We start from the raw sequence: 26663 nt of genomic DNA on the forward strand, positions 1-26663 counted from the left end.
ATGTTCAGGCATTGGTTCGGGTCGTCGGCCGTTCGCAAGCATCAGTCCGGCGCCATGCGCTCCCCACTGGCCTTGAGTCTCGAAGCCAGGATGATGTTCGACGGCGCGGTTGCCGCGACCGTGGCGGATACCGCGGCCAGCCAGGGCGCCGACCATCCCGTCGCCCAGGACAAGACTCCCTCCGACCAGTCTTCCCACGACACTCTCGCCGCCGCGCCCAGCGCCTCCTCCGATCAGCGCCATGAAGTGGTGTTCGTCGACAGCAACGTTGCCAATTACCAGCAACTGGTCGCCAGCCTGAAACCGGGCACCGAAGTGGTGGTGCTCGACGGCAGCAAGGACGGGCTGCAGCAGATCGCCCAGTACCTGAACGGCCGCACCGGCATCGATGCGATCCATATCCTCAGCCACGGCGAAGAGGGTGAAGTGCATCTGGGCAGCACCGTGCTCAGTGCCGACAACCTGGCCAGCAAGGCATCGGAGCTGTCTGCCATCGGTGACAGCCTGGACGCCAACGGCGACATCCTCCTTTATGGCTGCGACGTGGCCAAGGGCTCCGGCGAGGTGCTGTTGCAGCAGCTCTCGGCGCTTACCCGCGCCGACGTGGCGGCATCCACCGACCGAACCGGCGCTGCGGCGCTGGGCGGCAACTGGACGCTGGAGGCGCACACCGGCAGCATCGAGACGAGCCGGCCCTGGGCCTCCGACAGCGGCCCCGACTATGCCGACCTGCTCGCGCTGCCCTCCGCCACGCAGAACCTGAGCGACACGTACTGGACCAACAACACCGGCGGCAACACGGTGGACGGCTTCACCCTCAGCGAGTCCACGGGGGCGACGCGCGCCAGTTCGCCGGACTCGATCTACTACAGCACGGGTGTCGTCCGGGACGGCAGCAACAACTACTACTACCAACTGACCTGGACCGCGGATAACGTCGACCTTGGCAAGTTCGACCTGGACGGCATGGTGATCCAGAGTTTCGGCGGCAACTACCGGCTGGACTTCTCGGCCGTCTCCGGCGGGAACACGGTGACCCAGAGCTTCACCTACAACGGTTCCCAGGGTCCGCTGACCGTCGACATCGACAGTGCGCTGTTCAACGACATCAGTGCTTTCACGGTGCGGGTCACCAACCTGAACGGCTCCACGTCGGTTGCCAACATAGACCTGCAACAGGTCATCCTGACCGACCTCAAGGGGCCCAATGCCGACCCGCTACTGGGCGGGCTCAATGGCAAGACCGCAAGTTACACCGAGGGCAGCAGCGCCACCCTGATCGACGCCACGGGCGTGGCCACGGTGACCGACAGCGACTCGGCGAACTTCGATGGCGGCCAGTTGCGCGTGGCCATCTCCTCGGGCGGGCAATCGCTGGAGGATGTGCTGGGGATCCGCAGTCAGGGCACGGGCGCGGGCGAGATCGGCGTGTCCGGCGCCAACGTCACCTACGGCGGCGTGGTCATCGGCACTTACAGCGGTGGCAGCAACGGCACCAACCTGGTGGTCACCTTCAACGCCGCGGCCACCGCCGCCGCCGCCCAGGCGCTGGTGCGCAACCTGACCTACGTGAACAGCAACGGGTTCGACCCGGGTACGACGACGCGCAACATCAGCGTGACTGTCACCGATGGCGATGGCGGCACCAGCGCGAGCGCCACCGTCGCGCTCAGCGTGGTGGCGGTGAACGACGCCCCCGTGCTGTCACCGGCCAACAACCTGGTGAGCTACACCGAGAACGCCAGCAACTCGATCCTGAGCCCTGGCCTGACGCTGGTGGACGATGGCAGCAGCTTCCAGAAGGCCACGGTCGTCATCACCGATGTGCGCAGCGGCGATATGCTGACCTTTGTCGCCCAGAACGGCTTCTCCGCGACCTACAACGGCTCGACCGGCACCCTGGTCATCACAGGCACCGGCAACGCGGCGGCGCTGCAGGCCGCTCTGCGCTCGGTCGGTTTCGTGTCCAGCTCGGACGACCCGACCTTCGGCGGCACCGACAGCTCCCGGCAGATCAACTTCACTGTCACCGACAGCGCTGGCGCGGACTCCAACACGGCCGTCGTCGACGTGACAATCAACGCAGTCAACGACGCGCCGACCCTGTCCGGAGGTCCCTACACCTGGGCAGGGACCAACGAAGACACCAGTTCCCCGGTAGCCACGGTCGCCAGCCTGGTGGCCGGTATGAGCTACCTGGACAGCGACAGCCCTGCCTTGGGGATCGCGCTGACGGCCAGCACCGGTAACGGTACCTGGCAGTACTCCACGGATGGCACTACCTGGACAGACGTCGGCGCGGTGTCCAATACCAGCGCTCTGCTGCTGTCGGGCAATACCCGGCTTCGCTATATCCCCGATGGTGCCAACGGTGAGACCGCCTCGCTGACTTTCCGCGCCTGGGACCAGAGCGCGGGCAGCGCCTCCGTCGATGGCGTGCGCCACACCGCCGATACCAGCATCAACGGCGGCTCCACGGCTTTCTCGACGGGCACTGCGCAGGCAACGCTCAGCGTCAGCAGCCTCAACGATGCGCCGCTGCTGATTCCGTCCAGCCCGGTGCTCAACGGACTGACCGACAGTGACGTGGACAATGTCGGGCAGGCGGTTTCCAGCCTCATCAGCGGCCAGGTCAGCGATGTGGATACCGGCGCGGGCCAGGGCATTGCCATCACCGGCATGGACTCGGGCGTTGGCGGTACCTGGCAGTACAGCGTGAACAACGGCGCCAGCTGGCAGGACATCGGGACGATTTCCACTGCCTCGGCGCTCTTGCTGCGCAGTAACGATCGGGTGCGCTTTGTGCCCGATGGCGTCAATGGTACCAATGCCTCATTCACCTTCCGTGCCTGGGACCAGAGCGGCGCTACCGCCGGCATGCAAGGCACCAAGGCAAATGCCTCCAGCGCCGGCGGCACCACGGCGTTCTCTACCAACACTGACACCGCGTCCGTCACCGTCACGGCGGTCAACGATGCGCCGAGCATGACCAGCAGTTCCGGCAACGCCTCCTGGGTCGAGGGCAACAACCAGAGCTCGACGCCGGTGGTCATCGACTCCGGGATAACCGTCACGGATGCCGACGGCCCCAATCTGGCACAGGCCACCGTGCGCCTGACCAACTTCTTCATAGACCAGGATTCGCTGGGCTTCACCAGCAACCCCGCCACCATGGGCAACATCATTGCCAGCTTCGATGGCGGAACCGGTGTACTGACCCTGAGCTCGGCGGGCAACCAGGCGACCCTGGCGCAATGGCAAGCGGCGCTGCGCGCGGTCACCTACAGCAACGGATCGGACAGCCCGGTTCTCGCGACCCGCACCGTCGAGTTCCAGGTCACCGACAGCGACGGCCTTAGCTCGTCCTCCGTTACCCGCGGCATCACCATCACCGCGGTGGACGCTTCGCCGGTCATCACGGCGCCGGCGAGCGCCGTGGTGATCGAAGACGTTGCCTCGGTGCTCAACCAGATAAGCTTCAGCGATGTCGATTCCACGAGCGGCACCGTGACCCTGAGCGTCAGTGCCGGCCGCCTGAGCGCGATCAGTGCCGGCGGTGTCACCGTGGGTGGCACTTCCACCGCGCTGACCCTGACCGGCAACCTAAACAACATCAACGCTTTCATCGCCAGCAACGGGCTGACCTACACCACGGCGGCCAACGCCACTTTCAACGTGACGATGACCATCAACGTCGATACCGGCAGCGTCAGCACCAGCACCAGCAGCATGCTCCTGACGGTCACGCCGGTGAACGATGCGCCCGTCGTCACCGTGCCGGGCTCGATCACGGTGACCGAAGACGTGTCGAGCAGCGTGACCGGCATCAGTTTCAGTGACGTCGATGCGGGCAGCGGTCTCGTAAGCGCGACCTTCTCGGTTCCTTCCGGAACGCTCAGTGCCCTGAGCGGCAGCGGCGTCAGCGTACTCAACTCGGGCACCGGTGTGATCGTGCTGACGGGCACGCTGAGCAACCTCAACGTCTTCGTGGCCGCTGGCAATCTGCACTTCCTGACCGCTGCCAACGCTACCGACGGCGTATCCCTGACGGTCACGATCAACGACAACGGCAGTTCCGGTGGCGCTGCGCAGACGGACACCAAGGTCACGACGATCAACGTCACTCCAGTCAATGATGCACCGGTCAACGTCGTGCCAGGCACCCAGACCGTGCAAGGCAACGGATCGCTGGTGTTCAGCATGGGCCAGGGTAACGCCATCTCGATCAGCGACGTGGATGTCGGTGGCGGGGTGATGGAGGTGACCCTCACGGCCTTGAACGGCACGATCTCGCTGGGCGGCAGCAGCGGACTGGCATTCGTGGTGGGCTCCGGCACCGGCGACGCCACCATGACCTTCAGCGGCACCCTGGCCAGCATCAACGCGGCACTCAATGGCCTGACGTTCCAGCCAACCCCCGGCTATCTCGGCAGTGCGTCGCTGCAGATCACCAGCAACGACATGGGGATGACTGGCACCGGAGGAGCCAAGAGCGACACCGACATCATCCAGATTTCGGTAGAGCAGCCCAATCCCCGGGTTCTCGGCGTCGCGAGCCTTACACCCAACGGCAGCTACCGGGTCGGCGATCATATCCAGATCCAGGTTCAGTTCGACCAGAGTGTCTTCGTCGACATCGGTGGTGGCATACCGAGTCTGCTACTGGAGACTGGCATTGTTGATCGCAGCGCCACCTACGTCAGTGGCAGCGGCACCAATACCCTGACGTTCCTCTATGTCGTGCAGGCCGGCGACCTGAGCGCCGACCTCAACTATGCGAGTACCAGTGCGCTTTCACTCAACGGCTCGCAGATCAGCAACGGTGCGAGCGACACCGCGATCCTCACACTGCCCAATCTGTCCGGCAGCGACAGCCTGGCAAGCCATGCCGCCCTGGTTGTCGACGGCGTGGCGCCCACTGTCACCAGCGTCGGCGTGCCGGCCAGTGGCACCTACGTGGCGGGGCAGAACCTCGACTTCACCGTCAACTTCAGCGAGAACGTCACGGTCGACGCCACCGGCGGCATACCGCGCATCGCGGTGACCCTGGACACCGGCGGCACGGTTTTCGCCCAGTACCTGAGCGGCAGTGGCGGCAGCGCCCTGGTGTTCCGCCTGGTGGTGGCCAGCGGTCAGCTGGACGCCAACGGAATCACCCTGGGCTCGTCCATCCAGGCGAATGGCGGCACCCTGCGTGATGCGGTCGGCAACAACATCATTACCGGCCTCAACAGCGTGGCGAGCACCAGTGGCGTACTGGTCGATGCCGTGGTGCCCACGGTCAGCAGCGTCAGTGTGCCGGCCGGCGCTCCCTACAATGCCGGGGATACCCTGACCTTCGTGGTCAACACCAGCGAGGCGGTGTTGGTCAATGGCACCCCGCGCCTGGCGCTGGACATCGGCGGCAACACCGTCTTCGCCAATCTGGTTTCGGGTTCCGGTACCTCGACCCTGGTCTTCCAGTACACCGTCCAGGCTGGCGACAACGACGCCGACGGCATCAGCGTGGGCAGTCTGTCCGCCAACGGCGCCACCCTGCGCGATGTTGCCGGCAACGACATGAACCTGACGCTCAACAACGTGGGCGCCACCAGCGGCGTCATCGTCGACACGGTCGCGCCGACGGCCAGCGCCATCGTCACCCTCGACCCCTCGCCGACCAATGCTGGCAGCGTGCGTTACACCGTGACCTTCAGCGAAGGCGTCAGCGGCGTGGACCTGAGCGACTTTACCCTGGTTGGCACCGGCACCGCCGCGGGCAGCCTGAGCGTCCTGCAGCAGATTGACGCGCGCACCTACCAGATCACCGTCAGCGGCGTATCCGGGACCGGAACCCTGGGCCTGAACCTCAACGGCAGCGGTACCGGCATCCTCGACGTGGCGGGCAACCCCATCAGCGGCGGGCTGAGCGGCGCGGTGTACAGCGTTGACCGGGATGCGCCGATCGTTACCGCGGTCAACGTGCCGCCAGGTGCGCTCTACAGCGTGGGCGATAGCCTCGACTTCGTGGTGCAGACCAGCGAGGCCGTGGTGGTCGACGGTTCGCCGCAACTGGCCATCGACGTGGGCGGGCGCACCGTCTATGCCGACTATGTCAGCGGCTCCGGCAGCAACAGCCTGGTGTTCCGCTACATCGTCCAGGCCGGCGACAACGACGCAGACGGCATCCAGCTTGGCGGACTTTCCGCGGGGGGCGGCTCCCTGCGCGACACCGCGGGCAACAATGTCGACCTTGCGCTGCATGGCGTGGGCTCCACCAGCGGCATCCTGGTCGACACCCTGGCGCCGACGCCCAGCGCCATCGTCACACTCGACCCGTCGCCGACCAACGCCGGTAGCGTGCGCTACACCGTGACCTTCAGCGAAGGCGTCAGCGGCGTCGACCTGAGCGACTTCGCCCTGGTCGGCACCGGCACTGCTGCCGGCAGCCTGAGCGGTCTGCAGCAGATCGATGGGCGCACCTACCAGATCACCGTCAGCGGTGTGTCCGGAACCGGCACCCTGGGGCTGAACCTCAACGGCAGCGGGACCGGCATCCTCGACGCGGCCGGCAACGCCCTCAGTGGCGGCCTGACCGGCGCGGTATACAGCGTCGACCGGGATGCGCCGACGCCCAGCGCCATCGTCACTGTCGACCCGTCGCCGACCAACGCCGGCAGCGTGCGCTACACCGTGACCTTCAGCGAAGACGTCAGCGGTGTGGACCTGGGCGATTTCACGCTGGTTGGCACCGGCACCGCCGCGGGCACCCTGAGCGGTCTGCAGCAGATCGACGCGCACACCTACCAGATCACTGTCAGCGGCGTGTCCGGCACCGGTACCCTGGGGCTGAATCTCAACGGCAGCGCCACCGGCATCGTCGACGCAACGGGCAACGTCCTCAGCGGCGGGCTGACCGGTGCGGTGTACAGCATCGACCGCGATGCGCCGACCGTTACCGCCGTCAGCGTGCCTGCGGGGAGCCTCAACAACGCGGGCGATATCCTCGACTTCGTGGTGCACACCAGCGAAGCCGTGGTGGTCGACGGCTCGCCGAAGCTGGCCATCGACATGGGCGGGCGCACCGTCTACGCCGACTACGTCAGCGGTTCGGGCAGCAACAGCCTGGTGTTCCGCTACACCGTCCAGGCCGGCGACAACGACGCCGACGGCATCCAGGTCAGCGGGCTTTCCGCCAATGGCGGCACCCTGCGCGACGCTACCGGCAACGCGCTGAATCCGTCGCTGAACGGCATCGGTGACAGCCACGGCGTGCTGGTGGATACCCGCGCGCCTACCGCGACCGGTGTCGTGCGGCTGGACCCGTCGCCCACCGGCGCAAGCACGGTGAACTTCCTGGTGACCTTCGACGAAGACGTCAACGGCGTCGATGCCGGCGACTTCTCGCTGCTGACCAGCAATTCCGCCAAGGGCAGCATCCTCTCCGTCGTGCAACTGGATGCGCGTATCTACCGCGTGACCGTCGGCAGCGTGAGCGGGCAGGGCAGCCTGGGCCTGGCGGTCAACGCCGGCGGCATCAGTGACGCGGCGGGCAACGCGCTGGCCAACTCACTGCGTGGCGACAGCTATGTGATCGGCTCGCTGTCCGATGGCGACCCGGAGTTCCGCATCACCACGCCGGAAGTGCCGCCCTTGCCGTCGCCAACGCCGCTGCAGCCCAATGTGCCGGTGGTTGTCACGCCGCCGGGCACCTCGCCGGTGCTGCCGTCGTCGCTGTTCCCGACTGAAGGAGCGGGCGGCCTGCCGCCGCTGGGCAATATCTTCGTGCACAACGGCGCGCCGTCGCAGAGCTTCATCGCCCAGGCCTTCGGCAGCTCGTCGTTCGGCGACGGCAGCGGCAAGGGCTTCCTCGGCTTCGGCGGTGGCGACGCCGGGGTATTCGGCAGCAGCACGCTGGCCGGCATCTTCGACAGCAACGGGTTCGACGACGGCTCGCCGCTCAAGGCTTTCGACCGCCGCAGCGGTGATATCGACCAGGGCATCCGCGGCATTTTCGGTGCGCCGAACCTGGCGCAGCAACTGCAGCAGATCCACGAATCCGAACAACAACCATTGCGTGAGCTGGCCTGGGCGCTGGGGCAAGTAGCCCAGGACCGCGACGCATCCTGATCACCATATCGCCAAGTAGAAGAAGCACAAGAACGAAGCCGTAACGAGGGGGACGGCCAGGGATGAAAAAACACACGACCTTGCTAGGGATCAGCTTGTTGGCGCTTGCCGTGTCCGGCTGCGCCGTTACCACGCAACCCATCGACCGCAGCGTCAGCGAGCAACGTGCCCGCGACGACCTGCAGGCGATGTTCAAGGATCAGGAGCCGCTCAGCGGCCCGCTGACCCTGCACGAGGCCATGGCCCGCGCCGTGAAGTACAACCTCGAGTCGCGCCTGAAGGTGATGGAGGAGGCGCTGTCGCGCCGCCAGCTTGATCTCGCCACCTTCGACATGCTGCCGCGCATGGCGCTCGAGGCAGGTTACGCCGGGCGCAACAACCAGAGCGCTTCGAGCAGCCAGAGCGTGCTGACCAACACCCAGTCGCTGGAACCTTCCACCTCGCAGGACCGCGACCGCGACGTCGCCGACCTGACCATGGTGTGGAACGTGCTGGACTTCGGCGTCAGCTATGTCAGCGCCAAGCAGCAGGCCGACCAGCGCCTGATCGTCCAGGAGCGTCGGCGCAAGGTGGTGCAGACCATCATCCAGGACGTGCGCTCGGCCTACTGGCGCGCCGTCGCTGCGCAACGCCTGCTGGATCGCATCGATGCGCTGATGGCGCGGGTCGACGGCGCGCGCAAGGACAGCCAGCAGATGAGCCAGCAGCGCATCGGCGATCCGGTCCAGGCCCTGGGCTACCAGCGCGCGCTGATCGAGGCCAGCCGCCAGCTGGAAGAACAGCGCCGCGCGCTGTCGCTGGCGAAGACCGAACTCGCCACCCTGATCAACCTGCCGCTGGGCACCGACCTGACCCTCGCCGCGCCGGAAGGCTACGACGTGCCGGAGCTGAAGGTGGGCCTCGAGCAACTGGAGCAGCAGGCCCTGGCCAGCCGCCCGGAACTGCGCGAGCAGGACTACCAGGCGCGCATCAGCGCCGCGGAAACCCGCAAGGCCATGCTGCGCCTGCTGCCGGGCCTGGAGTTCTCCGCCGGCGGGCACTACGACTCCAACAGCTTCCTGGTCAACAACCGCTGGGCCGACTACGGCGTGAAGGTCACCTGGAACCTGTTCAACGTCCTGTCCGCCCCGGCAGCCATCGACGTTGCGAAGGCGGGCGAGGACGTCAACGTGGCGCGCCGGCAGGCCATGTCGATGGCCGTGCTGGCGCAGCTCTACGTGGCCAACGCCAACTACAACGAGGCACGCCGCCAATTCGTCACCACCCAGGAACTGGCCAGCCTGGACAACCAGATCGTCGGCCAGCTGCGCAACCGTCACCAGGCGCAAGGCATCGGTGAGCTGGACCTGATCCAGGGCGAGCTCAATGCCCTGCAGGCGGACCTGCGCCGCGACTTGGCCTACGCCGAACTGCGTAACAGCTATGGCCAGGTGTTCGCCTCGGCCGGTGTCGATCCGCTGCCCAGCAACGCACCTGACACCAAGCTGACCACGCTGGCCAACGGCCTGGCCGAGAAAGAGCGCCAGCTCGACAGCGGCAACGTGCAGTAATCGCCCCAGGCGTGCCAGTGCCGGAGCGTTGCTGGCACGCCAAGGGCTTTACGCCCGCTGCGAGCTTGAGCGGGCGTGCTCACCCCGTCGCCTTGCAATCCTCGGTCGGCTGCTTCGGCGCAGGCTGAGGAGCAGCCCTGGCACCGGACAACCGCGATACCCCGAACAGCACCAGCGCCAGTCCGGCAATCTGGTAGAGCGTGATCGCCTCGCCCAGCAGCGCCCAGGACGCGAACACGGTCAATACCGGGCCCAGATTACCGAACGCGGCCGCATGGGTGGCGCCCATGCGCTGGATCGCCAGCGCCATCCAGTAGATCGGCAGCACGGTGGAGATCAGCGCCATCAGCGAACCGTGGACCCACACCGCACCGGGCAGTGCCGCCAGTTGCTGCACGTCGCCGCTCAGCGCGTAGTGGATCAGCACCATCACCGAGGAGGCGCCGCCGGCCAACCCGGCCAGTCGCATCGAGCCCACGCGCCGCACCACGGCGGCCGTGCCCATGTAGTAGAGGGCATAGGTCACGGCGCTGGCGAAGACCCAGAGGGCGCCCAGCAGGATCTGTCCGTTGCCGCCTTCCACACGGATGTCATGCACCAGCGCGATGCCCAGGCCCAGGTAGCACAAGCCCATGGCAGCCAGGGTGCGGGAGTCGGGGCGCTCGCGGTTCAGGGCCATCTGCAGGAGCAGCACCAGGGTCGGGTAGGTGAACAGGATCAGCCGTTCCAGCCCGGCGCTGATGTACTGCAGGCCGTAGAAGTCGAACAGGCTGGACAGGTAATAGCCGAACAGGCCGAGCAGCAGGATGCGCAAGCCATCGGCCAGCGTCAGGCGGGCCTGCTCCGGGCTCCGGCTCAGCCAGATCAGCCAGAGGAACAGCGGCAGCGCGAGGCCCATGCGGATGGCCAGCACCGTCACCGCATCCACCGGCGCGGCAGCGTAGGAGAGCTTCACGAAGACCGCCTTGAGGCTGAAGCCGGTGGCGGACAGCACGGCGAAGAACACGCCGTTGCGCAGGCTGCGCTGGTAGAGAGAGGTCAGGCTATTCATGGCGGCACGGGTGCAAGGCAGAAGAAAGGCTTTATTCTAGAGAGAAGGCTGCCCCACTAGAATCGCAACTTGGCGAACATGGCTTTCGTATTTGGAGAACGCTTCATGCATTTCGATCTCGCCGATCTGCGCCTGATCGCCGCCATCGCCATCGCCAGCACCGGCAGCCTGAGCAAGGCGGCGGCGTCGGTACCGGTGGCGGTCTCGGCGGCGAGCAACCGCCTGCGCCTGTTCGAGGAGCGCTGCGGGCTCTCCCTGTTCGCCCGGCACAGCGATGGCATGACCCTCACGCCAACCGGCCGCCTGGTGCTCGAATCCGCCCAGCGCGTGCTGAAGGAGGCCCGGCAGCTCAGGGATACCCTGCAGGAGCTGGGCGGGGAACGGCGCATCACCCTGCGCCTGGCGGCTTCCACGGTGGCCAACAGCACTTTCCTGCCCACGGCGCTGGGGCCGTTCCTGGCGGACTACCCGGAGGTGGACCTGCAACTGACCGAGCAGAACAGCAAGGATGTGCTGCGCGCCGTGCAGGAAGGGCAGATCGACATTGGCGTCTACGACGGCAACCTGCCCACCGCCGGCCTGCTGTCGCTGCCGTTCCGCAACGACAAGCTGGTGCTGCTGGTGCCGCAGGATCATCCGCTGGCCAGCCAGCAGCTGCCGAGCCTGCGCGATGCGCTGAGTTTCCCCTTCGTCTGCCTGCCGGCCGAGCGCGCCATGCAGCGCTTCGTCGAGGCAATGGCGGTACGCAATGCCATGCCGCTCAAGGTGCGGGTGCGCGCGCCGAGCTTCGATGCCATTGCCCAGCTGGTCGCCCAGCGGGTGGGCGTGGCCATGCTGCCGGAGGCAGCCGCCACCCGTATGGCGCAGGAGTTGCCGGCGGTGGTGGTGGCTCTTGCCGATGCCTGGGCCACCCGTGAACTGCGCATCTGCGTCGCTGACTGGGATGCGCTGTCGTCCCACGCGCGGCAGTTGGTGAGCTACCTGATGAATGAAGGAGCCACCGCTCGCTGAAGCGTGCCGGGTGAGGAGCGGCCAGCGGTGGTGGCGCCGTAAGCTGGCCGCGCGGCTTCACGCGGTGGTGTTCACCGAGGTGCCGCTGGTGCTGCTGCCCGACTCGGTCAGGGCTTCGGAATAGGCGGCGGTGGCCGCCGCTACCGCCGCCGAGGCGGATGAAACGCGGGCCTGCGCGGCTTGCGCGGCGATCTGCTGGGCCTGCTTCTCTTCCTCGGTCTGGCCGCCGCCCTGGCTGGCCTTGGCCAGTTCCTGCTCGGCTTCTTCCAGCTCCTTCTGCGCCTGTTCCATGGCCTGCTTGAGCTTGTCCAGCGTGGTATCCGAGCTGCTGTCGGAGCTGCCGCTCGCGCCAGCACCGCCGCCGCCTGCCGCTCCACCCGCCGGCTGCGCCGATGAGCTGGCCGTGGCCTGGGAGGCGCCGGTGGCGTCGCTGGTGGTGCTGTCTTCGCTGCTCGTGGCAGAGGTCGAGGCGGCCGAAGTCGAGGCGGTGGAATAGCGAACGTTGGTGGCGCTGACAACGCTGATGGTGGTCATGGACGGGCTTCCGCTGAGGATGGTTATCCGCAATGGCGGCCGCCGGAGCGCGAAATTTAGAGCGGTTTGTTATCGACTTGGTATCGGGCCTGGTACTTCGAATCCGCCGCCTCAGTTCTGCTCCACCAGCCGGGGCGTCTGCGAACCTTCCAGGGCCAGGTGGATCACGCCGGCGCGGCTGGGGAAGTTCGGCGAATCGTCATCGGTGTTCTCCATCACCGGGATGTCGATCAGGGTGCGCTTGCCTGCCGGGTCGACGACCAGCCGGGCGTCCAGTTTCTCGACCGAGCGCCAGCCACCGCCGCCGATCTGCATCGCATCGAGCAGGCTGTAATGCTCCTGGCCTTCTTCGTTCGGCGTGGAGGAAAACACGGCGAGGTACTGGCTGTAGTTGTTGCCCATGTCGAAGCCTTCGATGGTGAACACCGCCAGGGTCAGTTCGCCGACCGGGCCGCTCTTCAGGGTCTGCACGCGGGTGGCTTCGGGGTAGCCGGTGGCGAAGCTGTCCTTGTACAGCTCCACCAGGCGGCCGACCTGTTCCTCCAGAGGCTTGGGAACGGGCGGCTGGTCGGCGGCGTGGGCGAGGGTGCAGGCAAGCAGCAGGCTGGCAGCCAGCAGGGGCAGTTTCATGGAGGGTCGTCCTTGACGGTAGTGAGCGAGCGGCCTGGTCAGCATCCTGGATGCTGACCGTCGCGGGGTTGATTGCCCGTGGGCGGGAATCGCTCAGTTCTTTGGCACCCAGTCCCCGACCTGCGAGCAGGAGTAGGTATTGGAGTAGTCGTAGTAGCGCTGCAGGGGCGCGCCGCTCTCGTAGGTGCTGCACTGGTAGACCGACGTGCCTTTCTGCAGGATCAGGAAGTGGATCTGGGTGATTCGCCCTGGCGCCACGTAGGCGGCCTTCACTTCATGGCCGCTGCGCAGCAGGTCCGTCACCTTGACCTCTTCGGCAGAAGCCTGCGAGCCGAGGGCCGTGAGACCGAGCAACGGGAGTACGGCTTTCGCCAGGTAGCCCATGTCAGCCATGGTTTCGTCTCCTCCTTGATGAGCGAGCCTGGGCTCAGGCTTCCGGTTTCAGCGCAATGCCGCCGCAATTGCCGCGGGTCAGCAGGTAGTCCACCTGCCGGGCGCGGTTGATGGCAACGCGGATTTCGCAACTGGCCGAGTGCACCACATCGCCCCAGTACTCGGTATGCACCAGCTGGCCGTTCTGCGGGCCGGTGTAGGTGCCGAGCGCTTCACGCGACACATAGGAGGTGTCGCGGCGGTAGATCAGCACGACCCAGTCGTTCTCCGGCGCCAGACCGATATCGCTGGGCGCGCCGAAGTGGTCGATGGCGTCGCCGGCCGGACGGCCCTTCCAGTAGCTGCGTGCCTGCGCCTCGGGCAGGGTGGGAATGGCGGAGCAGCCACCGAGCAGGATGGCAATCATCCCGAGTGCGAGTAACCCTTTCATTGCACGCCCTCCTTGGCGGGTACGTTCTTGGCGGGCATCTGCTCGAAGCCCTTGTCGACCATCTGCAGGATCAGGTTCTTGGCGTGCTCACGGTTCTGCAGTTGGAACAGGCCAGGGGCGGCCGAGACCAGCTGCGTCATGGGCATCTTGCCCAGCGGGTACATCTTCTGTTCGACGTGCGCGTCCGGCTTGCAGAGGAAGTCGCGGCTCTGGGCGATCCACGCCTCGGGCTTCTTCTGCCACTCCTTGGAAACCTTCTTCGGACGGATGTCGTTGTAGAACTTGTCGTAGTTCTGCGCGCCGTTGAGGCGCACGCGGTTCTTCGCGCAGTCGACCTCGACGTCATAGGCGGTGAAGGTCGGCTTGGCGCCTTCCTCGTAGAACTGGTAGACGCCCAGCGAGCGCACGCCGTTCTTGCGGTCGTAGATGTTGGCGGGGTCGCCATCGACGACGAAGAGTTCGTTCTTGTAGAGGCTGCCCTGCTGGTGAATCAGCCAGAAATCGCCAGAGGGGCCTTCCGCTTGCGCGGCGAGCGGGCTGCAAAGCAGCAGGGCAGGCAGCCAGGGCCTGAGGGGCTTGAGCATGACGGACAGTCCTTTGCCGTTGTGATCGCCGGAGCACAGCGCACCCCGGCGAAAGAAGGGTAGGAATCTAGTGGCGCAGGTTTGGACGGTCAACCGAAGTGTAGGAATTCTGTGACAGACGGCAGTGAAGTTTTCGTGTTGAAAAGACCCTGAAGTGACGGCTCCCGCTTGAGGGGGCGGCCTTTGCGCCGCTGCGCAGGCCGCGGCGAAAGCCGCACTTCAAGGCGGCCAACGCCGCCTGCTTCAGGGGGCGGGCGTCAAGGCGAGATGAATTTTCGAATCGCCTGGATCGTCGGCGCCGGCGCTTCTTCCATCAGCCAGTGACCCGCGCCGGGCACCACCACTTCGGTGACATTATCGGCGGCATTGCGCATGACGATGGCTTCGTTGGCGCCGAAGGACTTTTCCCCGCCGACGGCGAGCACCGGCATCGTCAGCCGCGTCTTGTTCGACGCCTCGTTGTCCACGGCATCCTGGCGAATGCTGCGGAACTGGGAGAACGCCGCATGCATCGCTCCGGGGCGGGCGTAGAGCTTGGCGTAATGCTGCCGGGTGGCTTCGTCGACCTTGTGCGGGTCGCCGGCGAACTCGTTCCAGAAACGGTCCAGGTAGATGCGTTCGCGCCCGGCCACCAGCCGCTCCATGTCGGCGCCGCCGAAGTCGAAGTGCCAGAGCATCGGCGAGCGGACGATGTCATTCCACGGCGGGATGCCGGGCACCGGGGCGTCCATCACCACCAGGCGCTCGGTCTGCTGCGGGTAACGCGCTGCATAGGCGTAGGCGACCATGGTGCCGATGTCATGGCCGACGACGACGGAATGCTCGATGCCCAGCGAAGCCAGCACCGCGCGGACGTCGCCGGCCTGGGTCTTCTTGTCGTAGCCGCTGGCGGGGATCGACGACAGGCCCATGCCGCGCAGGTCCGGCACCACCACGGTGTGGTCCTTGGCCAGGTCCGTGGCCAGCGGTGCCCACATGTCGCCGGTATCGCCGAAACCATGCAGGAGGACCACCGCCGGCCCGCTGCCGCCGACGCGCACGTGGATGGTCGCGCCGTCTACGGCAACGTCCTGGGTCCGGAAGGAGGAGGGGAAAGCTACGATCCCGGCCTGGGCCGGCACACTCAGGATCACCAGCAGGGATGCGGTCAGCAGGGAGCGGATCATCGTGAACTCTCCAGAGGTCGACTGGAGGAGCGTAGTTCGGTTTGCGATTCGCACACGGGCCTGCGTTATCGAGGTTCGGCGCTACTCGATCCGCCCGAGAGAAGCCAGTCCGCCGCGACACCGATCTGACCTTGGGAGGCTTCAGCCAGCGGGTGAAGATGAAGCGCGCCGTTCATGCCCTCGGCCCCCTCGGCGGAGGGCACGGCATCGAGTAACCGGTTTGCAGTCCCTGATGCTGTTCGGACAGGGCCTGCGGGGTTATCAGCAATGGCGCTGCTCACCCTGCTGCGAGCCCGATGCAGTCACCGGTAATGCGCGTGAAGAATGGGCGGAACAGGCGCCAGAGATCGACCCACCCGGTATGAGTCGCCGGGGTGCCTTTTGTGGCGGTAGCGGGCAGCAGCACCTTCAACTCGCCAGCAATGACGGCCGGTTCAGGTCATCGGGCAGTGCAAACGTGGTTTCCACATAACGCCGCGCATGGATGGCCTGCGCCGGGACCACGGGAGGGTCCAGCGCCTCTCCCGAGAAACAGCGCAGGTGATTGGTCACCATGTCGTATCCGGAAAGATGGCTGAACGCGACCCCGCCGGAAAAACGCGGGTTGATGTCCATCACCAGTGGCCAGTCCCCGCCGACCAGGAATTCGATATTGATGCAGCCGTCGAGCCCCAGCGTCAATGCTATCTGGGAGGCGGCATCGAGCAGTGCCGGTTCGTCGAGCATCCTGACGGTGACACCGGCTCCGTTGGAGGTTCGTACCAGCTCCTTGCGCGCCATGCCGGCCCATTGTCCCGTCGCTCGTCGGCGGACGATGTCCACCACGTAGACATCGCCATCCAGCAGCGGCTGCACGACGTAGGGGCGGCTCCGCAGCTTCTTTCGCAGGTAGCCCAGGTCATCCGGATCGAGGATGCGCGCCAGTCCTTCGCTGCTTCTGCCGTCGCGTGGTTTGGCGTGCAGCGGGAATGGCAGGTCGTCCACCTCGGGGTCTTCCATCTTCCAGGTCGGGATCGGGTGGACGACCGGATGATCCCGGAAGGTGTCATGGACCAGCCATTTGTCCCGGCTGATGCGGACGGTTTCGGCGGGCACCATGCACAGGGTGACGCCTTGAGCGGAGAACTCCTGCCGATGAAGCGTGAAAGCGTCGACCTCCAGGTCAATCAGCGGCAGGACGTGGGTTACCTGCTCCAACCGGCAGATGTCGAGCACGCGGGCGATATAGGCGGGGACGTCCCTGGCGGGAGGAACGCGGTGGAACGTATCCAGCATGGCCGAAGTGGCGCTCCACTCCCGCGGCAGTGTGCTGATACCCACCACGCGGGCCCTGGGGACCCGGCGCAGCGATTGGATGACCGCCTCGGCGCAGAACGATCCGATGGCGGTGACCAGGTAGATCGGCGAGCGATCCGGAACCGATTGAATGTCCAATTGAATACTCTGCCAGCAGTACGCCAATGAACAGGGCAGAACAATCACATCCTTCTTTTCAAGCCCTCACGTGGCTCCGTGCTTGTCCGTCAAGCTGATGGGAAAGCGTCGAGCCCGAGTAGTCCAGCCTGGCACTCCTGCCATCCTTCACCGCGCTGTAGATCGAGGCTGCGCGCGGACTGCTTAAGAATTCGTGAAGATCAGGTTGGGATTGTGCAGTGATGCGCCGTGCACTGGACGGCGCCGCTCAGGCGGTGGAGGTGTTGGGCGTGAGGCTGGAGGGCGTGCTTGCCAGTGCCCTTCGCGGACCGCTCGCACGGCGGTATCCGGAGGCGGAAGCCTTTGTATAATCGCCTTCCACAAGAGGCAGGACAGGCTCTGTGCCGGGCCATGGCCCGAGAGACCCCGTCCGCCGACAAGAATTGGCAAAGGTACGCAGCAGTGGAAAGAAGACAATTCAGTGAGTCCATGCAGGGGCAGAACCTGCGCTTCGTCGGCGAGCGGAAAGCTGACTCGCAGGGACCACGCAAGGTCGGTTTCGTACTGCTGGAGAACTTCTCGCTGCCGGCCTTCACCCAGGCGCTGGACACCCTGGTCACCGCCAATCTGATTCGCGAAGGCGCTTTCTCCACGCGTACCTACAGCCTCGATGGCGAATCGGTAACCAGCGACCTCGGGCTGGTCATCTGCCCGGCGTCCGCACTGGAAAGCAAATACCTGGACATGGACCTGCTGGTGGTCTGCGGCGGCCTGCGCACGCCGCTCAAGGACATGCCCAACCTGAGTCGCCTGCTGCACCTCGCCGCCGAGCGCGGCATCGCCCTGGCCGGCCTGTGGAACGGCGCCTGGTTCCTCGGCAAGGCCGGTTTGCTGGATGGGCACAAATGCGCGGTGCACCCGGAAAACCGTGCCTCGCTGGCGGAGGTCGCGCGCAACAGTGTGGTGACCGCCGAGAGCTACATCCTCGACCGCAACCGCCTCACCGCCGGCAGCCCGACCGGTGCCTTCAACCTGGTGCTGGAGTGGATCCACAACCTGCACGGGCGCGAGCTGGTGGAGGGCATCGTCGATATCCTCGCCTTCGAGGAATCCCGTTACCGCCGCACCCGTCCGGCGCTGCACGAGAAGATGACCCAGCCGTTGCGCGACGTGCTCAACCTCATGAGTGCGAACATCGAGGAGCCGCTGAGCACGGATCAGCTTTCCGAGTGCGTGGGCCGCTCCAAACGCCAGCTGGAGCGGCTGTTCCAGGAGCAGCTGGGCACCTCGCCGGTGCGCTACTACCTGGAGCTGCGCATCACCGAGAGCCGGCGCCTGCTGCAGCATTCGGACCTGTCGCTGGTGGAGGTGGCGCTGGCCTGCGGTTTCGTTTCGCCCAGTCATTTCAGCAAGTGCTACACCTCGTTCTTCGGCCATTCGCCATCGAAGGAAGTGCGCTTCGGCTGTGTGCGCTCGGCCAAGTGAGCGGCCCGGTCTGCGGGCCCGCAGTGCTTATCCAGTGGTGTTCCTCGCGCGGGTCGGCTGGTTAACTGCCAGGACGTGCGAACAACAAGAGCGAGGAACAGGACGTGATCTTTCTTTACAACGCCGAACCCGAACACGCGGACAAATGGAGGGCCCTGCTGGCCGCCCAGGTGCCGGGCCTTGAATTCGTCGAGGGCTTCGAGGCGGTCGATCCGGCGCGTGTTACCTACCTGCTGACCTGGAAGGCGGTCGCCGATATCGAGCGTTACACCAGCCTGCGCGTGCTGTTCGCGGCGGGCGCCGGGGTGGATCAGTTCGACCTGTCGAAGATCCCCGAATCGGTGGCGCTGGTGCGCATGGTCGATGATTCCCTGGCTGACATCATGGCGGAATTCGTGGTGATGTCCGCGCTGGCACTGCACCGGGAGATGCCGGCTTACCGTGCGGCCCAGGCCGGGCAGGTCTGGGAGTCGCTGAGCATCCTGCCGGCTTCCTCCAGCCGCGTCGGTGTGATGGGGCTGGGCCAACTGGGCCAGGCGTGCCTCGCGCAGTTGCGCCACCTGAAATTCCAGCTGCTGGGCTGGAACCGCTCCGAGCGGCAGATCGACGGGGTAAAGACCTACACCGGCCCCGAGCAACTGGCGAGCTTCCTGGCCCAGTGTGACATCCTGGTTAACCTGCTGCCGCTGACCGACAGCACCCGCGCCATCCTCAACCGCGAGACGCTGGCGCAACTGCCCAGGGGCGCGGGGCTGATCAATGTCGGCCGGGGTGAGCACGTGGTGGAGGCCGACCTGCTTGCGGCGCTGGATGCGGGGCAGGTCGGCGCGGCGATCCTCGATGTGTTCCACGAGGAGCCGCTGCCCGCGGGCCATCCGCTGTGGTCGCACCCGCAGGTCTGGGTCACTCCGCACATCGCCAGCACCATGCAGGTGGAAGGCGGCGCGGCGGTGGTGGCGAAGAACATCCTGCGCGATCGGGATGGCGCCGAGCTGCTGCACACGGTGAATCGCCAGAGCGGCTACTGACGCGTTTCGCTTATCACTGAAATAGCCGGCGCAAGCTGTTTGTCCGGAACGGCACTTTCGATACTGGCGGCTCCCGACTGCCGCTCAGGAAGTACCGTTCATGGACCACGAACCGATCGATGCCCGCGATTTCGCCTTCATCCACTTCGCTGCCGTCGTTCTCTGCGGCTCGCTGATCGTCGCCCTGGCGTTGTTCCTGGCGCGGCTGGGCGTGCTGCTGCACTGAGCATCAGGTGGTGATGGCCTGGCTCAGCGTGCTGATCAGCGCGCGGGTCTGGGCGTCGCGATGGGCGCTGTAGAGCACCACGTCGCGGGGCGGCAGCTCCGGCAAAGCGAAGCGTTCGCGCACGTCCGTGCAACCGGCCGGCGCCATGCGTTCGACCATGGCGCCGATGCCGATACCGGCCGACACCGCCGCACCGATCGCGAGAATCCCCGAGCCGACGAAGGCTTCGCTCCAGCTGCGGTTCTGCGCCTGCAGGGCGCTGGTGACCATACTGCGCATACCGCAGGGCGCCGGCTGGATCGCCAGTGGCAGCGGCGCGTCGTGTTCCAGTTCGAAGGACCCGGCGGCCATCCAGCCGAAGCGTTCGCTGCCGATCACCTCGCCGTCCTGGCGGCGGTTGTCGTGGCGCAGGATCAGCGCGATATCCAGCGCGCCTTCCTCGTAGCTCTCCAGCATCTGCCGCGAAGTGCCCAGGCTGAAGGCCACGATTACCTCCGGATCGGCCTGGGCCAGGCGCCGCAGCCAATGGCTCAGGTCCGCGCCGAGGATGTGGTGGCTGACGCCGATACGCAGGGTGCGCCGCGGCGTTTCAAAGCAGCGCAGCGTTTCGTCGTAGCTCGCCAGCAGGCGGCGGGCGCTGGCAAGGAACACCGAGCCGTGGGCGGACAGGGTGACGCGGCGCGGCGTGCGCTCCAGCAGCGGGCGGCCGAGGGATTCCTCCAGGCGCTTGATCTTCAGGCTGATGGCTGCCTGGGTGGCGCCGGTAACCTCGGCGGCGCGGGTGAAGCTCTTCAGGTCGGCGACCAGCAGGAAGGCGCGGATGGCTTCTATGTCGGGGGTTTTCATGGCGGCGAATCGTCCTTGGGGCTGGCGCCAGTCTGGCAGTTGCACCGGCGCAACCCAAGCCCCGGATGCGCTACAGTGCCGCCTTCGCTACTGAGGAGGAATCGCGATGCTGACCCAGGCCTTCGCCTACAAGTGCTGGTCGGACCGTCGGGCACTGGACGCCATCGCCCAGATCGACGCCGGGCGCTTCCCCGAGCAGCATGCCTTCGCGCTCCAGCAGCTCAACCACATGGCCATCGTCGAGGACCTGTTCCGCGCACGGCTGAGCGGCGAGGCGGACCCGCACCCGGCCACCAATACCCAGGCGGTGCCCGGTTACGACGAACTGCGCGAGCGCCTGCTGACCTCCGGCCAGTGGTACGTCGAGCAGCTCGCTGCCCTGACCCCGGAGCAGGGGCGTGAAGTCATCCGCTTTCGCTTCACCGACGGCCGCAGCGGCAGCCTGACCCGCGAGGAGATGTTCTTCCACATCCTCAACCACGCCACCTACCACCGCGGCTCCATCGCCCGCGCGCTGGACCAGGCTGGCGTGGCGCACCCGGCGGACACCTACACGGTGTTCGTCCACGCCACCCAGCCGGAACGCCGCGAAGGCTGAGGGCTCAGCAGGCCACTTCGTCGATGATGATCTGCAGCGTCTGGCGTGAGCAGCGCTCGACTCGCGCCTGCACGCCGTAGACGTCCCCGAACAGCTGCGGAGTGAGGATGCTTTCGGCGCCGCCGGCGGCGACCAGCCGGCCCTGGTGCAGCACCGCCAGTTGATCGGCGTAGCGCGCGGCGAGGCCGATGTCGTGCAGCACGGCGATGGCGATCAGGCCGTGGCGGCGCACTTCTTCCTGCACGCATTGCATGACCCGCAGCTGGTAGTTCAAATCCAGCGCGCTGGTGGGTTCGTCCAGCAGCAATACCTGGGGGCGCTGCGCCAGCAACTGGGCCAGGCTGACCATCTGCCGCTGGCCGCCGGAGAGGCGGTCCAGGCGCTGGTCGCGCAGGTGCAGGATGCCGACCCGGCGCAGCGCTTCGATGGCGGCGGCCAGCGGGTCGGCGCGGCGCAGCGCGTCGTCGAACGGGTTGACCCGCAGGCTGGCCAGCAGCGCATCGAGTACGCTCAGGGCGATGCCGCCGGGCAGGTGCTGCGGCATGTAGGCGATGCGCCGGCTGCGTTCGCCGACCGACAGCGACGCCAGGGACTGGCCGTCGAGGCTGATGGTGCCGCGTACCCGCTCAAGCCCCGCGAGACCGCGCAGCAGGGTGGACTTGCCCGCGCCGTTGGGGCCGATCAGCGCGGTGAGGGTGCCGCGTTTCAGTTCCGGCAAGGTCACGTCGTGGACCACCGCATGGCGGCGGTAGGCGACCGTCAGGTTCCGGGCGAGCAGGCTCATGCGTGGCGTCCTCCCCGGCAGACCAGCACGACGAATACCGGCACGCCGACCAGTGCAGTGACGATACCCACCGGGACGATCAGCCCCGGCATCAGCAACTTGCTCGCCACTGACGACAGCGACAGCAGCAGCGCGCCGACCAAAGCGCTGGCCGGCAGGTAGAAGCGCTGGTCTTCGCCGATCAGCAGCCGCGCGATGTGCGGGCCGACCAGGCCGATGAAGCCGATGGTGCCGACGAAAGCCACCGCGCACGCCGACAGCAGGCAGATGCGCAGCAGGGCGAAGCGGCGCAGGCGGCGCACGTCCACGCCCAGGCTGCGGGCGCGGTCCTCGCCCATGCGCAGCACGGTGAGCTTCGAGGCGGCGGACTGGGAGAAGGGCAGGCACAGGGCGAGCACCAGGGCCAGCGCGCCGGCCTTGTGCCAGTCGGCACGGGCGAGGCTGCCGAGGGTCCAGAACACCAGCTGTTGCAGTACGTCTTCGCTGGCCATCATCTGCAGCAGGGCGACCGCCGCATTGCAGCTGAATACCAGGGCGATGCCGAACAGCACCAGGCTTTCCACGCCGCCGCCGCGCAGGCGCGAGAGCCCTTGCAGCAAGACCAGCGACAGGCAGGCGAAAACGAAGGCGGCCACTGAAACGGCAGTGTTGGCCGACAGCCAGGCGTTGCCCAGGTGGAAGAAAATCGCCAGCGAAGCACCCAGCGCGGCGGAGGACGACACGCCGAGGGTGAAGGGGCTGGCCAGCGGGTTGTCGAGGATGGTCTGCATCTCCGCGCCGGCCAGTGCCAGCGCGCCGCCCACCAGCAATGCCATCACCGCGTAGGGCAGGCGCACGTTCCAGATGATCACCCGCTGGCTCGGCTCCAGATCAGCCGGGTGAAGCAGGCCGTGGAGCAGGGCGGAAGGCGTCAAGCCGGACGGCCCGCTGAGCAGGTCCCAGGCCAGGGAGCCGAGCAGCAGGGCGAGCAGGACGACCAGCACTGCCCCGCGGCGGCGTAGTTGCAGCCGGCGCTCACGGCGTGCCAGCTGCAGGTCGATGTTGTCTACGGCGACGTTCATTCCGGCTTGCCGGCATCGATCCAGTAGGTGCCGTCCAGGCCGATGCGCAGGAATTCCTGGTTGATCTGCGCCTGGGTCTGCGCCGGGTCGAGGCCTTCGAAGCGTTCCGGGTGAACCCAGCGCGCCATGGCCTCGATGGCGAGGATGTTGAACGGCGAGTTGTAGAAGTCGTGCCAGAGGCCGTGGGCCTTGCCGTTGCGGATGGCGTCCAGGCTGGCGAATTCGGGGCGTTGCAGGACCTTGCCCAGGCTCTCGCGGGCCTGTTGCTGGCTGACGCCGGCGCCGAGGATCAGTCCCGGCTGGCGGTTGCCGGTGGCGATGTACAGATCCGGCTGCGCCGTCAGCGCGTACTCCACGCTGATGTCGCCCAGCGCGCCGGGCACCACGCCGGCGGCGATGTTGCGGCCACCGACCGCGTCGATCACGCTGCCCAGGCCGCTCTTGCCGGTGGTGTGCCCCGGCGCCTGCCAGACGCCGGCCAGCAGTTCGAGGAACACGCTCGGTTTTTGCGCGTCATCCAGCCCGGCCACGCCATCGCGGATGCGCTTGAGGTGGGCGTCGTAGAACTTCAGGTACTGGTCCGCCTCGGCCTGGCGCCCGAGCGCCGCACCCAGCGCGGTGAGGCTGGTGCGCACACCCTCGATGGGGTGCACGCGGAAGTCGACGAATACCACCGGCACGCCGGCGGCGGCGAGGATGTCGGCGATCGGGCTGTGCTGGGTCGGGCCTTCGCCGGCGATGCTGAACACGGCGAGGTCCGGCTTCAGGGCAAGGATCTGCTCGGCGCTGACGCTCTGCTCCGAGGCCTGGCCGATCAGCGGGATCTGCTTCACCTGGGGGAAGCGCTGGGCGTAGACGTCGAAGGTGTGCGGGTCGAGCAGGCGCACGTCGTTCTGCCAGCCGACCACGCGCTGGAACGGGTTGTCGCGGTCGAGCAGGGCGAGGGCGAAGAACAGGCGGCCTTCACCGAGCACGACGCGCTGGGCATTGCCGCTGACCTCGACCTTGCGCCCGAGCACGTCGGTGACGGTCAGCGCTTCGGCGGGCAGGGCGAGGCCGAGCCAGCCCAGGCAGAGCAGGGCGAGGGTGGCGAGGGAACGGAGCAGACGGGAGCGGGACGACAGGAAGGGCATGCGGAACGACCTGGGCATGAAGTAGAATTAATCGCATTTGCAATCCACTCTACCGCTGCCGCCGCGGGCGAGCCGGGCGGCTATGTATCGGATCGGCGTGAAATCCCGCGCCACAACAATCCATTACATTTGCGCCGTGCAACCCGTGTCGCCAGCCCGTATCGATAGCGCCCCGCCGCGAGTTTTCCGATGTCCAGGCCAGACCACATCCTCGTCGTCGACGACGACCCCGAGATCCGCCAGCTGCTGGCCGACTACCTCAAGGGCATGGGCTACCAGGTGTCCGCCGCCGCCGATGGCCGCGAGATGCAGCGCCAGCTGCAGGTGCAGCCGGTGGACCTGGTGGTGCTCGACCTGATGCTGCCCGGCGAGGACGGCCTGACCCTGTGCCGCGACCTGCGCGCGCGCAGCGACGTGCCGGTGATCATGCTCACCGCGCGGGGCACGCTGATCGACCGCATCATCGGCCTGGAAATGGGTGCCGACGACTACCTGCCCAAGCCCTTCGACCCGCGAGAATTGCTGGCGCGGATCAAGGTGGTGCTGCGCCGGGTACAGAGCTTCCCGCAGCGCGCCCAGGTGGACGAAGCGGCAACGCTGCGCTTCGCCGGCTGGGAGCTGGACACCCGCGCCCGCCATCTGCGCTCGCCCGCCGGGCTGAGTATCGCCCTGGCCGGCTCCGATTTCCGCCTGTTGCGCCTGCTGCTGCAGCATCCCAACCGGCCGCTGAGTCGGGACTTCCTGCTGCGCCAGGTGTTCGACAAGGAGCGCCTGCCGTTCGACCGCGCCATCGACGTCTGCGTGAGCCGCCTGCGCCAGCACCTGGAAGACGATCCGAAGTCGCCGAGGCTGATCCGCACGGTACGCAACCAGGGCTACATGCTCACCGCCGAAGACGTGGTCAGCGCCTGATGCGCCTGTGGCCGCGCACGCTGTTCGGGCGGCTGGTGGTGATCCTGGTGGGCGGGATGATCGCCGCCCAGGTGCTCACCGGCAGCATCTGGTACGACGTGCGCCACACCCAGGCGCTGGAGATTCCGCTGCGCCTGGCGGCGGCGCGGCTGACCGACCTGCAGCACCTGCACCAGCGCCAGCCGGCGGATTTTCCGCAGGCGCTGAGTGCACTCGACAGGCCAGGATTCGAGGCGCGCCTGGTGGATTCGGCCGATCAGCCGGATGGCTCCTTCGACCCGGCGGCCGAACGCCTGCTGCGCCGTGCCGTGCACGACCAGGGCGGCGATGCCCAGGGCTTGCGCTTGTTGAGCGTGGAGTTGCGTGATGGTGCCGGCGAGCGCAGCGGGCTGAGCGGATTGTTCACGGGCAATGCCGCGAAGGCGCACCTGTTGCTGGCCGCGCCACTGGGCGAAGGCCGCTGGCTGCGCATCTCGATGGTCGAAGGGCAGGGCTGGAGCAGCCAGTCGACCCTCGACGTGGCGCTGGACTACCTGCTGCGCCTGTACCTGTTGCGCATCATCGTCGTCGTGCTCCTGGCGTTGCTGGCGGTGCGCCTGGCCATCGGCCCGCTGGACAAGCTGGCCCGCGCCGCCGAAGCCCTGGGCCAGGACATCCAGCGCCCGCCGCTGGCCGAAGAAGGCCCGCTGGAAGTGCGTCGCGCGGCCCGCGCCTTCAATGCCATGCAGCAGCGGCTGATCCATAACCTCGGCGAGCGCATGCGCTTCCTCGCCGCCGTGTCCCATGACCTGCGTTCGCCCATCACCCGCCTGCGCCTGCGCACCGAGATGCTCGACGACGAGGCTGCGCGGCAGAAGCTGCGCAAGGACCTCGACGACATGGAAGGCATGGTCACCGCGACCCTGGACTTCATCAGTGGCAGCGACCTCGACGAGGCGCGGCAGAACCTCGACGTGAATGCGCTGCTGCAGAGCCTGCAGGCGGATTTCGAGGAGCAGGGCGAGCAGGTTTCACTGTCCGGGCGCGCGCTGCAACCGCTGGCCGGATACCCGCTGAGCCTGCAGCGGGCGCTGCTCAATCTGCTGGAGAATGCCATCCGTTATGCCGGTGGCGCCGAAGTCGAGGTTGAGGACAGCACGCAGGCTCTGTGCATCCGTGTGCTGGATCGCGGGCCGGGGATTGCGCCGGAGCAACTGGAACGGGTGACCGAGCCTTTCTATCGCCTGGAACAATCGCGCAACCGCTCCACCGGTGGCTACGGCTTGGGGCTGAGCATCGCCCAGACCATTGCCGCGGCTCACCATGGGCGGCTGGAGCTGCGTAATCGCGAGGGCGGTGGGCTGGAAGCGACGCTGGTGTTCGATCGGGGCGCCTGAGCGATAGGGCCACTTTGTAGGAGCGAGCTTGCTCGCGAACGGCTTGGCACCGTGCCGTGCCGGTTCGCGAGCAAGCTCGCTCCTACAAGGGAAACATCGCAAAGGGAAATATTGCAGCGGGGATGGGGTCGCGAACCTGCCCACCGGGTTTCCGGGGAGGGAGTCCTGTTGGCGGACAGGTTCGCGGTTGAACAACGCAGGGGAAGGCTCTTGTAGGAGCGGGCCACGCCCGCGATCCGGCCGCCAGGCCGGTGCTGTTGAATGGCACCGCTATCGCGGTGATCGCGGGCATGGCCCGCTCCTACATTGATGTTCTGCGTGGGGTCGCGAACCTGCCCGCCGG

Annotated in this window: 21 protein-coding genes; 9 read left to right on the forward strand and 12 right to left on the reverse strand. The window is 66.8% G+C overall.

Features of this window, described 5'->3' with window-relative positions:
* Nucleotides 1-54: 54 nt before the first annotated feature.
* A complete protein-coding gene (locus tag UB43_RS20020; RefSeq protein WP_256205189.1) occupies nt 55-8109 on the forward strand; it encodes a DUF4347 domain-containing protein in 8055 nt (2684 codons plus the stop codon).
* A 62-nt stretch (nt 8110-8171) separates the two neighbouring features.
* Nucleotides 8172-9659 carry a TolC family protein gene (locus UB43_RS20025; RefSeq protein ID WP_045214455.1) on the forward strand — a complete coding sequence of 496 codons (1488 nt, stop codon included), beginning with the start codon at nt 8172-8174 and terminating at the stop codon, nt 9657-9659.
* A gap of 79 nt (nt 9660-9738) precedes the next feature.
* Here UB43_RS20025 and UB43_RS20030 read toward each other — a convergent pair whose 3' ends face one another.
* The gene (locus UB43_RS20030; protein WP_045214456.1) at nt 9739-10710 is read right to left on the reverse strand and encodes a DMT family transporter; all 972 of its coding nucleotides are present in this window, start codon (nt 10708-10710) and stop codon (nt 9739-9741) included.
* Nucleotides 10711-10815: 105 nt separating this feature from the next.
* Between UB43_RS20030 and UB43_RS20035 the strand changes: the two genes are divergently transcribed.
* Nucleotides 10816-11721 carry a LysR family transcriptional regulator gene (locus tag UB43_RS20035; protein ID WP_045214458.1) on the forward strand — a complete coding sequence of 302 codons (906 nt, stop codon included), beginning with the start codon at nt 10816-10818 and terminating at the stop codon, nt 11719-11721.
* 57 nt (nt 11722-11778) lie between these two features.
* On the opposite strand, the gene UB43_RS20040 is transcribed toward UB43_RS20035, so the two are convergent.
* From UB43_RS20040 to UB43_RS20070, 7 genes are all read right to left on the reverse strand, one after another.
* Nucleotides 11779-12255 (reverse strand): hypothetical protein, encoded by a 477-nt coding sequence (locus UB43_RS20040; protein ID WP_045214459.1) that lies wholly within the window; start codon nt 12253-12255, stop codon nt 11779-11781.
* A 111-nt stretch (nt 12256-12366) separates the two neighbouring features.
* Complete coding sequence (locus UB43_RS20045; protein WP_045214460.1) at nt 12367-12885, reverse strand: hypothetical protein; 519 nt, start codon at nt 12883-12885, stop codon at nt 12367-12369.
* A 93-nt stretch (nt 12886-12978) separates the two neighbouring features.
* Nucleotides 12979-13278: a hypothetical protein gene (locus UB43_RS20050; RefSeq protein WP_045214465.1), complete on the reverse strand. Its 300-nt coding sequence runs from the start codon at nt 13276-13278 to the stop codon at nt 12979-12981.
* Nucleotides 13279-13312: 34 nt separating this feature from the next.
* Nucleotides 13313-13708 (reverse strand): hypothetical protein, encoded by a 396-nt coding sequence (locus UB43_RS20055; protein ID WP_045214467.1) that lies wholly within the window; start codon nt 13706-13708, stop codon nt 13313-13315.
* Nucleotides 13705-14292, reverse strand: coding sequence for a hypothetical protein (locus UB43_RS20060; RefSeq protein ID WP_045214469.1), 588 nt, complete (start codon nt 14290-14292; stop codon nt 13705-13707). Before UB43_RS20060 ends, UB43_RS20055 begins: the two co-directional genes overlap by 4 nt.
* 257 nt (nt 14293-14549) lie before the next feature.
* A complete protein-coding gene (locus UB43_RS20065) occupies nt 14550-15458 on the reverse strand; it encodes an alpha/beta fold hydrolase (RefSeq protein ID WP_045214471.1) in 909 nt (302 codons plus the stop codon).
* Between the two features lie 408 nt (nt 15459-15866).
* Nucleotides 15867-16892 (reverse strand): ATP-grasp domain-containing protein, encoded by a 1026-nt coding sequence (locus UB43_RS20070; RefSeq protein ID WP_256205190.1) that lies wholly within the window; start codon nt 16890-16892, stop codon nt 15867-15869.
* A gap of 441 nt (nt 16893-17333) precedes the next feature.
* Between UB43_RS20070 and UB43_RS20075 the strand changes: the two genes are divergently transcribed.
* The 3 genes from UB43_RS20075 to UB43_RS30105 all read left to right on the forward strand — a co-directional run bounded on the left by UB43_RS20075 (nt 17334) and on the right by UB43_RS30105 (nt 19610).
* Nucleotides 17334-18356: a GlxA family transcriptional regulator gene (locus tag UB43_RS20075; protein ID WP_256205191.1), complete on the forward strand. Its 1023-nt coding sequence runs from the start codon at nt 17334-17336 to the stop codon at nt 18354-18356.
* 104 nt (nt 18357-18460) lie between these two features.
* Nucleotides 18461-19384: a glyoxylate/hydroxypyruvate reductase A gene (locus UB43_RS20080; RefSeq protein WP_045214473.1), complete on the forward strand. Its 924-nt coding sequence runs from the start codon at nt 18461-18463 to the stop codon at nt 19382-19384.
* 100 nt (nt 19385-19484) lie between these two features.
* On the forward strand, nt 19485-19610 hold the full coding sequence (locus UB43_RS30105) for a hypothetical protein (protein WP_256205192.1): 126 nt from the start codon (nt 19485-19487) through the stop codon (nt 19608-19610).
* 3 nt (nt 19611-19613) lie between these two features.
* Here UB43_RS30105 and UB43_RS20085 read toward each other — a convergent pair whose 3' ends face one another.
* A complete protein-coding gene (locus UB43_RS20085) occupies nt 19614-20456 on the reverse strand; it encodes a LysR family transcriptional regulator (RefSeq protein WP_045214475.1) in 843 nt (280 codons plus the stop codon).
* Between the two features lie 106 nt (nt 20457-20562).
* Between UB43_RS20085 and UB43_RS20090 the strand changes: the two genes are divergently transcribed.
* Complete coding sequence (locus UB43_RS20090) at nt 20563-21054, forward strand: DinB family protein (protein WP_045214476.1); 492 nt, start codon at nt 20563-20565, stop codon at nt 21052-21054.
* A 4-nt stretch (nt 21055-21058) separates the two neighbouring features.
* Here the strand turns inward: UB43_RS20090 and UB43_RS20095 are convergent, their stop codons facing one another.
* The 3 genes from UB43_RS20095 to UB43_RS20105 are packed head-to-tail and all read right to left on the reverse strand — an operon-like array spanning nt 21059 to nt 24032.
* The gene (locus tag UB43_RS20095; protein ID WP_045214477.1) at nt 21059-21838 is read right to left on the reverse strand and encodes an ABC transporter ATP-binding protein; all 780 of its coding nucleotides are present in this window, start codon (nt 21836-21838) and stop codon (nt 21059-21061) included.
* On the reverse strand, nt 21835-22899 hold the full coding sequence (locus tag UB43_RS20100; RefSeq protein ID WP_045214478.1) for an iron ABC transporter permease: 1065 nt from the start codon (nt 22897-22899) through the stop codon (nt 21835-21837). The genes UB43_RS20095 and UB43_RS20100 overlap by 4 nt, the downstream gene beginning before the upstream one ends.
* Nucleotides 22896-24032: an ABC transporter substrate-binding protein gene (locus tag UB43_RS20105; protein ID WP_045214480.1), complete on the reverse strand. Its 1137-nt coding sequence runs from the start codon at nt 24030-24032 to the stop codon at nt 22896-22898. The genes UB43_RS20100 and UB43_RS20105 overlap by 4 nt, the downstream gene beginning before the upstream one ends.
* A 189-nt stretch (nt 24033-24221) precedes the next feature.
* Here UB43_RS20105 and UB43_RS20110 point away from each other — a divergent pair, with 189 nt between their 5' ends.
* Together UB43_RS20110 and UB43_RS20115 are read left to right on the forward strand one after the other, a co-directional pair.
* Complete coding sequence (locus UB43_RS20110; RefSeq protein WP_045214481.1) at nt 24222-24944, forward strand: response regulator; 723 nt, start codon at nt 24222-24224, stop codon at nt 24942-24944.
* Nucleotides 24944-26320: an ATP-binding protein gene (locus UB43_RS20115; RefSeq protein WP_045214483.1), complete on the forward strand. Its 1377-nt coding sequence runs from the start codon at nt 24944-24946 to the stop codon at nt 26318-26320. The genes UB43_RS20110 and UB43_RS20115 overlap by 1 nt, the downstream gene beginning before the upstream one ends.
* Nucleotides 26321-26663 lie beyond the last annotated feature (343 nt).

It is taken from the genome of Pseudomonas sp. 21 (assembly GCF_000955805.1).
In the GTDB taxonomy this organism is placed as follows: Bacteria; Pseudomonadota; Gammaproteobacteria; order Pseudomonadales; family Pseudomonadaceae; genus Pseudomonas.

Excerpts from the sequence above, each read along its gene's own strand:
- UB43_RS20020 (WP_256205189.1), top strand. The coding sequence starts at position 55 with ATGCGCTCCCCACTGGCCTTGAGTCTCGAAGCCAGGATGATGTTCGAC.
- UB43_RS20025 (WP_045214455.1), top strand. The coding sequence starts at position 8,172 with ATGAAAAAACACACGACCTTGCTAGGGATCAGCTTGTTGGCGCTTGCC.
- UB43_RS20030 (WP_045214456.1), bottom strand. The coding sequence starts at position 10,710 with ATGAATAGCCTGACCTCTCTCTACCAGCGCAGCCTGCGCAACGGCGTG.
- UB43_RS20035 (WP_045214458.1), top strand. The coding sequence starts at position 10,816 with ATGCATTTCGATCTCGCCGATCTGCGCCTGATCGCCGCCATCGCCATC.
- UB43_RS20040 (WP_045214459.1), bottom strand. The coding sequence starts at position 12,255 with ATGACCACCATCAGCGTTGTCAGCGCCACCAACGTTCGCTATTCCACC.
- UB43_RS20045 (WP_045214460.1), bottom strand. The coding sequence starts at position 12,885 with ATGAAACTGCCCCTGCTGGCTGCCAGCCTGCTGCTTGCCTGCACCCTC.
- UB43_RS20050 (WP_045214465.1), bottom strand. The coding sequence starts at position 13,278 with ATGGCTGACATGGGCTACCTGGCGAAAGCCGTACTCCCGTTGCTCGGT.
- UB43_RS20055 (WP_045214467.1), bottom strand. The coding sequence starts at position 13,708 with ATGAAAGGGTTACTCGCACTCGGGATGATTGCCATCCTGCTCGGTGGC.
- UB43_RS20060 (WP_045214469.1), bottom strand. The coding sequence starts at position 14,292 with ATGCTCAAGCCCCTCAGGCCCTGGCTGCCTGCCCTGCTGCTTTGCAGC.
- UB43_RS20065 (WP_045214471.1), bottom strand. The coding sequence starts at position 15,458 with ATGATCCGCTCCCTGCTGACCGCATCCCTGCTGGTGATCCTGAGTGTG.
- UB43_RS30105 (WP_256205192.1), top strand. The coding sequence starts at position 19,485 with ATGGACCACGAACCGATCGATGCCCGCGATTTCGCCTTCATCCACTTC.
- UB43_RS20085 (WP_045214475.1), bottom strand. The coding sequence starts at position 20,456 with ATGAAAACCCCCGACATAGAAGCCATCCGCGCCTTCCTGCTGGTCGCC.
- UB43_RS20090 (WP_045214476.1), top strand. The coding sequence starts at position 20,563 with ATGCTGACCCAGGCCTTCGCCTACAAGTGCTGGTCGGACCGTCGGGCA.
- UB43_RS20095 (WP_045214477.1), bottom strand. The coding sequence starts at position 21,838 with ATGAGCCTGCTCGCCCGGAACCTGACGGTCGCCTACCGCCGCCATGCG.
- UB43_RS20100 (WP_045214478.1), bottom strand. The coding sequence starts at position 22,899 with ATGAACGTCGCCGTAGACAACATCGACCTGCAGCTGGCACGCCGTGAG.
- UB43_RS20105 (WP_045214480.1), bottom strand. The coding sequence starts at position 24,032 with ATGCCCTTCCTGTCGTCCCGCTCCCGTCTGCTCCGTTCCCTCGCCACC.
- UB43_RS20110 (WP_045214481.1), top strand. The coding sequence starts at position 24,222 with ATGTCCAGGCCAGACCACATCCTCGTCGTCGACGACGACCCCGAGATC.
- UB43_RS20115 (WP_045214483.1), top strand. The coding sequence starts at position 24,944 with ATGCGCCTGTGGCCGCGCACGCTGTTCGGGCGGCTGGTGGTGATCCTG.